A 12,470-nucleotide genomic window follows, 5' to 3' on the forward strand; every position below is an offset into this window, starting at 1 on the left:
CGGTACTGCGTGAGTCGCTGACGCCTGGCCGTCACCGCCGGGGCACCCGGCCGGACCGCGGCCTTGACTTCAACCTCGGTTCAGGTACGACACTCGGCGCATGGAGATCACGAACAGCGGCACCATCCTCTTCCGCAACACCATGCGCATCGCCGACGGCCATCTCGACGGCTTCCGGGACGCCGTCGCGCGGGCGGTGGCGTTCGCCCGGGAGCACGGCCCCCAGCTCATGGTGGAGGTCTTCATCGACGAGGAGCGGATGCTCGCGCACAGCTTCCAGCTCTACCGCGACTCCGATGCCGTCCGCGCCCACTGGCGGCTGTCGGACCCGTACATCCGCGAGGTGATGGAGCACTGCACCGTGCAGCGCTTCGAGGTGTTCGGCGAACCCGACCACGACATCGTCGCGGCCCTCAGGACCCCCGGCGGCGAGTCCTTCCCCTTCACCGTCTCGCCCCGCCTCACCGGCTTCAACCGCCTCGAGACGCCCGCACGGTAGTCGCGCCGGGGAAAGCCCGCGCGCCCGCCGCGTCGTCCGCCACTCCCGCGGGGCCGGTGGACCGACCTCGGGCGGTCGCCGCCTTCGCCCGGCCGCGGGCGAGCCGCCCGGCCCCCGGAGCCGTCACCGCTCCCGGAACTGCCGGGTGAGCCGAAGGCGCTGGACGCGGCGAACGCCGGCAAGCGGGTCCTGGCCGGGGTCCGCGGCCTGCCGGCGCTGGCGCGGCGGAAGGTGGGCGTCAAGTCGCTGCTCCCGCGCGAGGTGGAGGACAGGCCCGTGCCGCCCGCGTGGCGCAAGGCGGTGTACGCCAACCCCGATCTGCCGCAGGGCGCGGTGGACCGGCGCGCGTACGCGGTGTGCGCGCCGGAGCGGCTGCACCGGGGCCTGGACGCCGGGTGGGAGCAGCTCGCCGAACGGCTGGAGGAGGCGGGACCAGCCGCGAAGGTCTCCGTCGAGGTGCAGGACGACGGGCGGGTGAAGCCGAACGTCGACAAGCCCGGCGCGCTCGGCCTGGTCCTCAACGCCATCGTGCTCCGGACGACCCGGTACATCGACGCCGCCGTCACCCGGCTCCAGGCCGAGGGTCGAGGGCCGAGGGCCGAGGGCCACGAGATCCGGGAGGAGGACATCGCCCGGCTCTCCCCGCTCGAGCACGAGAACCTGAGCCTGCTCGGCCGCTGCGGCTTCACCGCCTCGGTCCCGGCCGCCGGCGTCCCGCGGCCTCCGCGCGACCCGGACGTACCGGAGCTGGACGAGGACGGCTCACCGGGTTGATGGTGCGATCGATCGGCCGGCCCGCGGAGTCAACGACGGGAATCCGTCATTGCGCGGTGTAGCCGCCGTCGACGGGCAGGGCGATCCCGGTGACGTAGCTCGCGCCGGGGCTGCACAGCCACAGGACGGCCTGGGCGACCTCCTCGGCGGTGCCGAGCCGGTCGACGGCCTGGCCCGCTCCGGCCTGGTCGCGGTCGAGTTCTCCGCCTTCGACCATGGCATCGACCATGGGGGTGCTGATGGTGCCGGGACAGACGGCATTGATACGGACGCCGCGGGGGCCGTATTCGAGGGCGGCGCTCCTGGTCAGGCCGATCACACCGTGCTTGGTGGCGTGGTAGGCGGCGCGGCCGGGGTTGCCGACGAGGCCGCCGAGGGAGGAGCAGTTGACGATGGCGCCGCTGCCCCGGTCGCGCATGTGGCGCAGTTCGTGCTTCATGCTCGCCCAGACGCCGCGCAGGTTGATGGCTTGGACGCGGTCGAACTGGTCGGCGCTCTCGTCGGCGGCGTCGGCGGGCGGGGGCATGACGCCGGCGTTGTTGTAGGCCATGTCGAGGCGGCCGAAGGTCTCCGCCGTCCGGTCGACGGCAGCGGCGACCCGGTCCTCGTCGGTGACGTCGCAGACCAGGGCGAGGGCCCGGTGGCCGGCGTCGGTGAGTTCCTTCGTCGCCCTGTGCACGGCGTTCTCGTCGATGTCGGCGAGGCCGACGGCGGCGCCCGCTTCGGCGAAGGCGCGGGCGGCGGCCAGACCCATGCCGGAGGAGGCGCCGGTGACGAAGGCGACCCGGCCGGTGAAGTCGTAGGTGGGGTTCATGTCGTTCCTCTCCCGCCGAGAGGCGAGGTGGGCTGTGGCGTGGAGGCGTGTCGGTGCCCGGACGGCACAGGCGCTGTTCCGTGGTCCCGTACGCGGGCCAGGGCGGTGCGCTGGGCCGCGAACCGGGCGTGCCGTCGGGTACCGCTGAGGGCGAGGGCGGTGAGCGGCAGGAGGGTGAGGATGGCGGAGGCGGCGCCGACCGGGGCCGGTCCGGTCAGGCCGCCCACCATGACGCCCACGACCCGGGTGGCCCGGGCCGTACCCGCGCAGGGAGAGGGTCGGGCGCCGGTGCCGTGCCCGTGCTCCTCGTCGGCTTCGAACAGGACGCGGTCGCCGGGCCGGATGACTTCCACCGGTCCGCCGCGGCGACGGGGTCGACGCAGAGTCCCCGGTGAACCAGTCGGCCGGGCCTTTGGCGGTGTCGATCGAGCTGCGGGTGATCTGCGTGATCGCTCCTCCGCCCCTCGGGCGGTCGGTGGGTCAGGGGGTGAGGAGGGCCTTGACGGCGCGGCGCTCGTCCATCGCCTGGTAGCCCTTGGCCACCTGCTCCAGGGGCAGGGTGAGGTCGAAGACCCTGCCCGGGTCGATCCGGCGGGTGAGGACGCGGTCGACGAGGTCGGGCAGGTAGCGGCGTACGGGTGCAGGCCCGCCGCGCAGGCCGACGTGGGAGAAGAACAGTTCCTGCCCGTCGACCGCGACGTCGTGGGGGACGCCGACGAAGCCGACGCTGCCACCGGGGCGGGCCGAGTGCAGGGCCTGCCGCACGGCCTCGGTGGTGCCGACGCACTCAAGGACGCTGTCGGCGCCGATTCCGCCGGTCAGCTCCTTGATCCGGGCCACGCCCTCCTCGCCGCGCTCGGCGACGATGTCGGTGGCGCCGAAGGACAGGGCGAGGTTCTGCCGGGACTCGTGGCGGGACATGGCGATGATCCGCTCCGCGCCCATCTCCTTCGCGGCGATCACCCCGCACAGGCCGACCGCTCCGTCGCCGACGACCACGGCGGTCGAGCCGGGCCCGACTTCGGCGGCGTCGGCGGCCCACCAGCCGGTGCCCAGCACGTCCGAGACCGCCAGCAGGCCCGGCCAGAACTCCTCGTCCGGCACCCCGTCGGTGGCGACCAGGGTGCCCTGGGCGTTGGGGATGCGGACGTACTCGGCCTGGCAGGTGGACATGAACTCGCGGTGCAGGCAGTTCGACGGGAAGCCGTTGCGGCAGTTCGCGCAGGTGTTGTCCGAGGTGGCGAACGAGCCGACGACGAACTGCCCGGGCTTCACCGAGGTGACCTCGCTGCCGACCTCCTCCACGAAGCCGACGTACTCGTGCCCCATCGGGTGCGGGTCGCCGATCGGCTCCGCGCCCCGGTAGGGCCACAGGTCCGAGCCGCAGACGCAGGTGACGGCCGTACGGATGACTGCATCGGTGGGATGGAGGATCTTCGGGTCGTCCAGGGTCTCGAAGCGGACGTCGCCGGGGGCGTGGATCACTGCGCCGCGCATGCGGGATCTTCCTTACGTACGAGGGGGCCGGACCGCTCCGGGCGGCCCGCGTGCCGGCGTTCCCGCTCTGTCGAGATCGAAGGAGCAGCGGGGAGGACGCCGCGCCACCCAGGTAACCCGTACCTCGCGCGCGCAGCGAGTCACTGACGAGGGGTGTACCGGCAGTACATCCCTCCGCGGCCGGCCAGGTCGTACCTTCGAGGTGTGGACAACCGAGCAGAGGTCCGTGAGTTCCTCACCTCGCGGCGATCCAAGATCACCCCTGAGCAGGCCGGGCTGCCCTCCGGTCCCCGGCGCCGTGTCCCGGGGCTGCGCAGGAGTGAGGTCGCGGCGCTGGCCGACGTCAGCGTTGAGTACTACGCGAAGCTGGAGCGCGGCAATCTCGCCGGCGTCTCACCGGCCGTCCTCGAAGCCGTCGCCCGCGCCCTCCGGCTCGACGACGCCGAACGCGCCCACCTGGTGAACCTGGCCCGAGCCGCTGTCGGCTCCGACACCCTCACCCGGCCCCGCCGACGCCGTACCAAGGACCAGTGGAAGCCGCACCGCAGCCTGCGGTGGACCCTCGACGCCATCACCGCGGGGCCCGCGTTCGTCCGCAACGGCCGCATGGACCTCCTCGCCGCCAACCAGCTCGCACGCGCCTTCTACGCCGACGTCTACGCCGATCCGCACAACCAGGCGAACCTGGCCCGCTTCCAGTTCCTCGACCCCGCTTCCCGCCGCTTCCACCCCGACTGGGACGCCGCCGCCGACGTTGCCGTGGCCATCCTGCGCACCGAGGCCGGCCGCAACCCCCACGACAAGGACCTGCACGACCTCGTCGGCGAACTGTCCACCCGCAGCGACGCCTTCCGCACCCGCTGGGGCGCACACAACGTCCGCCACCACGGCACCGGCACCAAACGCTTCCACCACCAGGCCGTCGGCGACCTCACCCTCGCCTACGAAGGGCTGGAGATGGCCGCCGAACCCGGCCTCACCCTCACCATCTACACCGCCGAACCCGGAACGGCGTCCGAAGAGAGGCTGCGCCTGCTCGCCTCCTGGGCCGCCACGCCCCGGACCCCCGCACCCGCACCACACTCCGGCGGGTGACGGTCCCGCCCGGCGGTACCCGCGCTCATCACGTCGGCCCTGTCGGCAGACGACGGCGCCCGGTGATCGACGCACCACCCACGGATGATCATGCGATCGTGGAGGCACAGGCGCGTGACCACGGATTCTCGCCGGCTCGACAGGACGAGATCCGGAGACGCCGGCGCGAGGGGCGGCCGTTCGGCCTGACCGGGCGGGCGCTCGGGGCGCCGGTGCGGCACGCCCGTCGGTTCCTGTATCGGAGCGGCGGCGTCCGCCTCACCCCGCGGACGCGGTCGTAGCGGCCCCCGAGCCGCAGCGAGCACGAGGACGGCCCGGCCCCGGAGCCGCCGGTCACCCTCGACACGCCCGGCAGGGCCGCCGGCTCCACCGGTGTTCCCCGAGGCCGATCCCACCGGCATGCCGCAGGGCTCAGGGACCGCCGGCCTCTCGTGACACCACGGGTCCGGCTCCGGTAACCGGCGGCACCCCGAAGCGAGGGCCGGGATGCCCGTGTCGTGCCGTGTCGTCCGGCTCAGCCCTCCTCACCGGCCGTGCGACGGCGGTCCTTGAGCGCCCTCTCGATCTTGTGGGCGATGCCGATGAACGCCTCGATCTCGTCCGCCGCCAGATCCCGCACGGAGTTCTCCTCCAGGGTCTCCCACATGGCCGCGATCGGCTTCTCCATGGCGCGGCCCTTGTCGGTGAGCCGGACGACCATCGCCCGCCGGTCGTGTTCGGCCGGTTCCCGGGTGAGGAGCCCGGCGTCCTGCATGCGGCGCAGGGACTTGGAGACCGTGGAGTGGTCCAGGCCGACACTCTCCAGGAGCTCGGACTGCGTCTGCCCGTCCCGGTCGAAGAGCTGCATCAGCAGCAGTTCCTGCCCCGGGTGCAGCTCCATGTCGCGGAGCATGGCCGCCCCGTAGCCGCGGTGGGCGCGGGCGAGCTGGAAGACCGCGTAGCTCAGCCGTCCGTTGCGCGCCGTACTCGGGGTCTGGATCCGGGCCTGGATCTGGGTCTGGGGTTCGGGGGCGGTCATCGCTGTTCCTCGGATGGCGTGGGTGGGGTGGCCGGTGCGGTCTGCCGCACCCCCCGCCGGGGAAGGTGGCCGGTTCCGGGGTGTTCGGCGGCGTTCCGGAGCGTACCCGCTCGGCCGGTCCGGGGGCGGCCGGTGACGTGGCGCCGATGGCTATGGCTATGGCGACGGCGACGCCGGCGGTGTCGGCCCGGCCGTCCACAGCCCGCGCCGGGGTCTGCGGCAGCCCCTCGTCGACCGCTGTCACCGGCTCACCGGCTCACCGGCGACGTCGCCCACCTCGCGGCTCGCCGCCGGACCGCGTCCCGCCGTGTCGTCGAGGCCGCCCGGCGAAGGGGAGCCGCCCGGTGGCCTTCCGGTGGGCCGTGACGGGTGCGACGGGGTCAGCGCGGCGGGCCGAGGACGATGCCGCCGTAGAGCTCGGCCGCCTCCTCCAGGAGGGCCCTGGGGATCTCGAAGCCCTCGGGGCGGGGGGTGCGCAGGTCGCGGCCGGCGTGGCGGAACATGCCCTCGATGCCGCCGGGAGTGGCGATCATGAGGAGGTCCGCGCGGTCGGAGGTGATCCGGTAGGAGTGGGGGACGTTGCGCGGCAGGTAGACGATCCCCCCTTCGCGCAGCTCGTGCTCCTCCTCGCCGGACCACACCAGTGCGGAGCCCTTGAGGAGCAGGAACACCTCGTCCTCGCGGGTGTGCAGGTGGAACGGCGGGGCCTCGCCCCTGGCGACGTCGAACCGGCCGACGGTCAGCTTTCCCTCGGTGGCGTCCTCGTCCAGCAGCACGGAGAACGTCCCTCCGTCGAGCCACTCGAGTTTCTGCTGCTGCTCGGGCTGCGCCAGATAGGCCATGGTCATCGGTTTCTCCTCCGGGTCAGGCGGTGAGGGTGCGGCGCACCCAGGTGGCGCGGGCCGCGACGGCGGTGGGCAGCGGGCTGTCGGCGAGCAGCGCACCGGGCTCCGGGGCGCAGGGCGGGCGAGTGGGTGTGTGGGACGTGGTCGAAGCGGTCACGGCGCACTCCAGGGCGGCGTCCGCCGACCAATTGCGTGGCCGACCACATAAACGTAGCGCGCATTTGCGTGGCTGGCAACGTAAAGGTTCGGGACGGCACGCCCCTGGTGTCGACGGAGGCTCCGGCGCGCCGTCGGCGATCCGGTGCCGCTCGCCGGTCCGCGCCGGACCCCGCGGTCGGCCGTACGCCGCGGGCGGAGGGGGCCGCCCGCGGCGATCCCGGCCCCGTGGCCACACCCGCCGGGCCGGACCCCGTGCGCGACCGGCGATCGCAGGATGCCGCCCGGGCTCGCCCGGCGCGGCGACGGATCAGGGGGTCTCCTCACCCCGCCCGTTCGCGGGGCGGGGCGGTGCCGGTCAGAGGCTGGTGAGCAGGCCGTCCAGCGGGGCGGGCGTGCGATCCGGGGCGAGGGCCTCGACGAGGACGCGACCGTAGTGGATCTTGCGCCCTTTCTTCGTGCCGAGGAAGCGCCGCACCTGTTGCTGTGCGGGGCGGCCCCGTTGCGCGGGCTGGCGCAGGAAGGTCTGCAGGGCGCGCAGATCGCCCTCCGCCCGGATCAGCTCCTCCACCCGTGCCACGCCCAGCGCCCGGATCAGCTCGTCCTCCAGGTCCGCCGCGCAGACGAAGAACCCCTGCCGCGCCGCACCGGCCCGCTCCCAGCCGGAGGCGTAGTAGCGGCGCTCCGCCTCGTCGCACAGCCCCGTGAGGCGGAGGCCCAGGCCGGGCGGCCCGAGGAGGCGGGCGAAGCGTCCGGCGTTCATCGCGCCGCCCATCGACAGGACGCAGACTCCTTCGGCCGCCAGGTTCCGGCCGCGGCCCGCGGCCAGCGCGCTGACCGCTGCGACGTCGCTCGGCCCTTCGAGGAGGACGACCGCCCGGACGGACAGCCGCGCGGCCAGCTCACGGGCGGGGGCGCCGGAGCCACCGGCCGCCCACGCGGCGACCGCCTCCCGGAACGTCCCCATGTCGGCCATGGGGACGAGTCTCCACCCTCTCTAGGCCGCCGCGGTAGGGAATTTCCGCCGCCGCCCCGGCCGCCGCCCCGCGACCGCGAACCAGACGGACGCCCCCCTTCCCCGCCGCCGACACGGGGAGACCGGTTCGCCCCGGTGGTGATCGAGGTCTGGCGGTCGGCCGGCCCCGCCCGGTCGGGCAGGGCCGAGGCGCGGCTCCGCGGGCGTGTGGGCGAGGGCTCAGGCGTCGCCCATGACCAGGCCCTCGATGGTGTGCTTCTGCGTCACCGGGGTCAGCTCCTCCACCACGGGGCAGTCGAGGTGCCGGCGCACCCGGTCGGGCAGCGCGTCCCAGTACCCGCGGGTGACCGCCATGTCGTGCCGCTCGCCGTTGGTCGCCTCGGGGCCGTCCACGCCGAGGACGAGGACCGGACGGGCCTTGGCGGACTCGTTGGCCGTGCCCCGGTGGATCGTCAGAGCCGTCCGGGCGGAGATGTCGCCGCGCTGCGGGTACTTGCGCACCGCGCGCTCCAGGTAGCGGCCGTAGCGCGACCTGGGCGGGAACATGCCGTGCTCGAAGTCGGGGCCGTCGTCCCACTGGGTGCCCGGCGCGATCTCGAAGGGCCCCATGTCCGGTGCGGTGTCGACGGTGGTCACGTTGAAGGCGAGCGAGGTGAGGCGCCGCTCGCGCCGGGTTTCCTCGGGAATGGGGAAGTCCCGGTGCCAGGGCTGGTCCACGGCGCCCGCCAGCGGGACGTCGAAGCCCAGTTCCACGATGCGGTAGTCGGGCCCGAGGACCGCGGTGCACACGGACCGCACCCAGGGGTGGTCGACGAGCTCGACGAAGCCGTCGATCTGCTCGGGGTGGATCTCGACGTAGTAGCGGTTCGGCCCGCGTCCGACCGCGCCGCCGGGGCGGGACAGGGCCTCCTCGAAAGCGGCGTCGACATCCTCGCGGAGCCGGTCCGCCCACGGCACGGGGAAGGCGCCCCTGCGGGCGGTGATGCCGTCCTCGTACAGGGCGGACACGTCGGCCGTGACGTCGACGTCCAGCTCGCTCGTGCTGACCCCGGGGAACACGTGCGACCCCATGATGCGCCTCCTCGCCGTCGGTGGTGGGCCTCATGGTGCACGGAGGATTACAACGTTGCAACAGGGGTGCGGAAGATCCCTGGTACCGCCGGTGCGGTGTGTGTGGTGGTGGGGGGACGGCGGCCGTGGCGGGGGAGACGCGGGCGGGCCGCACCGGCCGGCCACGCTGACCGACCCCTCGGCGAGGCCGCCCCGGCCGCCCTGCCGGGTGGAACGTCACCGGAGCGGGGAAGTGGGCCAGTCTGCGAGGGCAGGTTCCGGTTCATGACCGTCCACCGCCGTCCGCCGCCGTGGGCGCCGTCCGTCGCCGTCATGGACGCCGTCGGCGTCGTCGCGACGACGCCCGGCCCGCGGCCCGCCGCGTACGGCTCGGTGGACCTCCTCCGAGCGTGGGCCCGGCGGCCCGGCTTCCGACGGGGCTTCCCCGGCCGGCTCGCGCGAGCCGCACGCGTTTGCGGACTACCCCTGGCGCAGGAACTCCCTCAGGTCCGCGGCGACAGCCGACATTCCTTCACCGGCTTCGATCACGGTCGTCACCGTGCACTCCCAGTCCTCGGGGAAGAGTCCGGACCGCAGGGTCCAGCTCAGACGCACATGACCACCCGAGCCGAAGGCCGCCGTCACGACCAGGTGGTTGTTGACCCAGACCCGCTCGCCCTCCCAACCGCGGAAGTCGCGCGCGAGGCCGTCGAAGAACTCGCCCATCTCGTCCCAGACGGTGACGGTCACGTTCTCGAGCCGTGCACGCACACCGTCGGCAACGGCCTCCACCGTGAAGACGGTCTCGTACTCATCCGCGCGCGACCAGTCGGACAGCCGGACGGAGGACGCCGACGCCCCCGGCCCCCGCACGACGAGCTCGACCCGCCCCGGGTCCGCCTCGATCAGACTCACCCGCCGAAGGATACGGACGTCGACGAGGTGGCGGCATCGCGATTCCGCGGCCCGGGGTCGCCGCGGAGAGAGGGGCCCTGGCCTGGAGGATCTGGTCGGTGCTCTCGTCGCGTCAGCGACGCGGGAGGTCGTGGAGGGCCGCGGCGCCCTTCTCCTCCGCGACGGGCGACCCGGGTCGCGGGGTGCACGCACGGCCTGCTCGTCCCGGACGTGCGTGGAGTTCACGCCGCCGGCTTGACACCGCCCCACCGCCCCACCGCCCGCGGAAGCCCGGCCTCCGGCACGGCCGGCCCGGCGTCCTTGACGCCCCCGGCGCCTTCCCGCCCGAAGGTCCGCGTGCCGCGCCCCGCCGTGTGCCGGGGCGCGTGGTCACGTCGCTGCCGGCGGCCCGGCGCGGCTTCGGTGCCCGGCGACGCCGCGAGTTCGGCATCGAGCGCCGACCAGCAGGCCGTCGGCTCGGCCCCTGCCCCGGCGCAGTCCGTGAGCCCCGGGGGGCCCCCGGGCCTGCCGCGCCGCCCGGCTAGGATCCGGGCTATGTCGCTGACCGCGAAGGACGTGGACCGGTTCGAGGCCGCGAGGCCCCGTCTGGAGGCCATCGCCTACCGCCTCCTCGGTTCCGCGAGCGAGGCCGAGGACGCCGTGCAGGAGACCTTCCTGCGCTGGCAGGCCGCCGACGTCGCGCGCATCGAGGTCCCCGAGGCCTGGCTGACGAAGGTGCTCACCAACCTGTGCCTGAGCCAGCTCACCTCGGCCCGCGCGCGGCGCGAGACCTACGTGGGCCAGTGGCTCCCCGAGCCGCTGCTCGACGGGGATCCGATGCTCGGCCCGGCCGACACCGCCGAGCAGCGCGAGTCGGTCTCGTACGCGGTCCTCACCCTCATGGAGCGGCTGTCCCCCAACGAGCGGGCGGTGTACGTGCTGCGGGAGGCCTTCGCCTACCCGCACCGGGAGATCGCCGAGATCCTCGGCGTCACCGAGGCCGCCAGTCAGCAGATCCTCCACCGCGCCAGGAAGCACCTCGCGGACGGCAGGACCCGGACCGAGATCGACGAGGCCGCCGCCCGGCGGATCGTCGAGGAGTTCCTGGCGGCCGCCACCAGCGGGAGGACCGAGCCGCTCGTGCGGCTGCTCACCGCCGACGCCGTCTCGATCGGCGACGGCGGCGGGAAGGTGCCGGCGCGTGCCAAGCCGTTCGAGGGGGCCCTCGCGGTCGCGAAGTTCATGCGGGGACTGTTCAAACCCGCACGGTCCAAGCGCGCCCTCATCGGCGGCTCGCTCGAGGTCTACATCGCGACCGCCAACGCAGGCCCCGCCGTCGTGGCGGTCGTCGACGGCCGGGTCATCGGCGTCATGTGCCCGGAGGTCACCGCCGAGGGCATCGCCGCGTTCCGCAACCAGGTCAACCCCGACAAGCTCGAACGCGCGACCGAGGTGTGGGCGTCCGCCGATCGCGGTGAACCCCTGTTCCGCGCTTTCTGACCGCGATGCGAGGTGTTCCGCCCCCGATGTGATCCGCTTCACATCGCGTTCCTGTCAGGAAGCGGCGCGCTGCCCGGTTCAAGGGGCGAAACCGCGCAGACAGGAGCAGGGAAATGGAGCACCGCATCATCGTCCTCGGCGCCGGATACACCGGAGCCACCGCGGCCGGCCGCCTCGCCAGGCGGCTGCACCGTGACGACGTCGCCATCACCCTCGTCAACGCCGGGCCCGACTTCGTCGAGCGGGTCCGGATGCACCAGCTCGCGGCCGGCCGGGACCTGAGGCCCCGGCCCCTCGGCGAGATGTTCGCGGGCACCGGCGTCGAGCTGAGGTTCGCGGAGGTCACCGGCGTCGACGTCGACCGCAGGGCCGTCGCCGTCGTCGACGCCAACGGCGGCGCCCGGGAACTGGAGTACGACACCCTCGTGTACGCCCTCGGCAGCGGCCGGAACGACCAGGGCGTCCCCGGCGCCGCCGAGCACGCCCACGAGATCGCGAGCCGGACCGGAGCGCTCCGGCTGCGTGGGCGTCTGGCCGCCCTGGAGGCCGGACAGCCCGTGGTCGTCGTCGGCGGCGGCCTCACCGGCCTGGAGGCCGCGACCGAGATCGCCGAGGCCCGTCCGGACCTCGCCGTCTCCCTTGCCACCCGCGGCGGCCTCGGCGACCGGCTCTCGGACAAGGGCCGCCGGCACCTGCGGAAGGTCTTCGGCGGGCTCGGCATCACCGTGCACGAGCACGCCGCCGTCACCGGTGTCGAGGCCGACCGCGTCACGACCGCCGACGGCAGGACCGTCCCGGCCGCGGTCACCGTGTGGACCACCGGCTTCGCGGTCCACCCGATCGCGCGGGCCACCGCCCTGGAGACCACCGGCACGGGCCGGATCGTGGTCGACGGGACCATGCGCTCGGTCTCGCACCCGGACGTGTACGCCGTCGGCGACGCGGCCCTGGCGATGGGCCCCGGCGACAAGCCGCTGCGGATGTCGTGCGCCTCGGGCGTCCCCACCGCCTGGCAGGCCGCCGACGCCATCGCGGCGCGCCTGACGGGCGGGAAGCTTCCGAGCGTGCCGATCCGCTACTTCAACCAGTGCATCTCGCTGGGCCGCGGGGAGGGCCTGATCCAGTACGTCACCGCCGACGACCGGGCCGTCAGCGCGGCCCTGACCGGGCGGCTCGCCGCCGTCTACAAGGAACTGGTCTGCAAGGGCGCGGTCTGGGGCGTCGCCAACCCGACCCTCGGCCTGCCGACCCGCCGCCGCCGTGTCGTACGGGAAGCGGCCCGGCCGGGTTCGGCCCTCGGGGCATCGGCCTGACCCGCGCGGTGAAGCGGGCGCCCGCGCCGCGGGGCGCCC

The 12,470-nt window shown here is 74.1% G+C and carries 12 protein-coding genes and 2 pseudogenes; 5 read left to right on the top strand and 9 right to left on the bottom strand.

The genetic code is table 11. The features are described 5' to 3' along the window. The first annotated feature begins 100 nt into the window (after positions 1-100). Both QC029_RS04620 and QC029_RS04625 read left to right on the top strand, forming a co-directional pair. The gene (locus tag QC029_RS04620; RefSeq protein WP_279554069.1) at positions 101-499 is read left to right on the top strand and encodes a hypothetical protein; all 399 of its coding nucleotides are present in this window, start codon (positions 101-103) and stop codon (positions 497-499) included. A gap of 144 nt (positions 500-643) precedes the next feature. Further along, positions 644-1,177, top strand: a pseudogene (locus tag QC029_RS04625) (Tn3 family transposase); the annotation flags it as partial. A 142-nt stretch (positions 1,178-1,319) separates the two neighbouring features. On the opposite strand, the gene QC029_RS04630 reads toward QC029_RS04625, so the two are convergent. The 3 genes and pseudogenes from QC029_RS04630 to QC029_RS04635 all read right to left on the bottom strand — a co-directional run bounded on the left by QC029_RS04630 (position 1,320) and on the right by QC029_RS04635 (position 3,584). Continuing rightward, positions 1,320-2,087 (bottom strand): SDR family NAD(P)-dependent oxidoreductase, encoded by a 768-nt coding sequence (locus QC029_RS04630; RefSeq protein ID WP_279554071.1) that lies wholly within the window; start codon positions 2,085-2,087, stop codon positions 1,320-1,322. A 290-nt stretch (positions 2,088-2,377) separates the two neighbouring features. Continuing rightward, positions 2,378-2,537 (bottom strand): annotated as a pseudogene (locus tag QC029_RS31060) (cupin domain-containing protein); the annotation flags it as partial. 30 nt (positions 2,538-2,567) lie between these two features. Continuing rightward, positions 2,568-3,584, bottom strand: a complete 1,017-nt coding sequence (locus QC029_RS04635; RefSeq protein WP_279554072.1) for a zinc-dependent alcohol dehydrogenase family protein — start codon at positions 3,582-3,584, stop codon at positions 2,568-2,570. Positions 3,585-3,788: 204 nt separating this feature from the next. Here QC029_RS04635 and QC029_RS04640 point away from each other — a divergent pair, with 204 nt between their 5' ends. Beyond that, positions 3,789-4,679 carry a helix-turn-helix transcriptional regulator gene (locus QC029_RS04640; RefSeq protein ID WP_279554073.1) on the top strand — a complete coding sequence of 297 codons (891 nt, stop codon included), beginning with the start codon at positions 3,789-3,791 and terminating at the stop codon, positions 4,677-4,679. A 514-nt stretch (positions 4,680-5,193) separates the two neighbouring features. Here QC029_RS04640 and QC029_RS04645 read toward each other — a convergent pair. From QC029_RS04645 to QC029_RS04670, 6 genes are all read right to left on the bottom strand, one after another. After that, positions 5,194-5,697, bottom strand: coding sequence for a MarR family winged helix-turn-helix transcriptional regulator (locus tag QC029_RS04645; RefSeq protein WP_279554074.1), 504 nt, complete (start codon positions 5,695-5,697; stop codon positions 5,194-5,196). A 380-nt stretch (positions 5,698-6,077) separates the two neighbouring features. Then, positions 6,078-6,545: a cupin domain-containing protein gene (locus QC029_RS04650; protein WP_279554075.1), complete on the bottom strand. Its 468-nt coding sequence runs from the start codon at positions 6,543-6,545 to the stop codon at positions 6,078-6,080. Between the two features lie 16 nt (positions 6,546-6,561). After that, the gene (locus tag QC029_RS04655) at positions 6,562-6,699 is read right to left on the bottom strand and encodes a hypothetical protein (protein ID WP_279554076.1); all 138 of its coding nucleotides are present in this window, start codon (positions 6,697-6,699) and stop codon (positions 6,562-6,564) included. A 357-nt stretch (positions 6,700-7,056) separates the two neighbouring features. Further along, entirely contained in the window at positions 7,057-7,674 is a 618-nt protein-coding gene (locus QC029_RS04660; protein ID WP_279554077.1) for a TOPRIM nucleotidyl transferase/hydrolase domain-containing protein, read from the bottom strand. 219 nt (positions 7,675-7,893) lie between these two features. Continuing rightward, entirely contained in the window at positions 7,894-8,745 is an 852-nt protein-coding gene (locus QC029_RS04665) for a phytanoyl-CoA dioxygenase family protein (RefSeq protein ID WP_279554078.1), read from the bottom strand. 459 nt (positions 8,746-9,204) lie between these two features. Further along, entirely contained in the window at positions 9,205-9,639 is a 435-nt protein-coding gene (locus QC029_RS04670; RefSeq protein WP_279554079.1) for a DUF6228 family protein, read from the bottom strand. Positions 9,640-10,173: 534 nt separating this feature from the next. Between QC029_RS04670 and QC029_RS04675 the strand changes: the two genes are divergently transcribed. Together QC029_RS04675 and QC029_RS04680 are read left to right on the top strand one after the other, a co-directional pair. Next, a complete protein-coding gene (locus QC029_RS04675; RefSeq protein WP_279554080.1) occupies positions 10,174-11,118 on the top strand; it encodes an RNA polymerase sigma-70 factor in 945 nt (314 codons plus the stop codon). A gap of 113 nt (positions 11,119-11,231) precedes the next feature. Beyond that, positions 11,232-12,431, top strand: coding sequence for an NAD(P)/FAD-dependent oxidoreductase (locus QC029_RS04680; RefSeq protein WP_279554081.1), 1,200 nt, complete (start codon positions 11,232-11,234; stop codon positions 12,429-12,431). Positions 12,432-12,470: the final 39 nt, after the last annotated feature.

The sequence above is a fragment of the Streptomyces sp. DH37 genome (assembly GCF_029813835.1).
Taxonomy (GTDB): Bacteria; Actinomycetota; Actinomycetes; order Streptomycetales; family Streptomycetaceae; genus Streptomyces.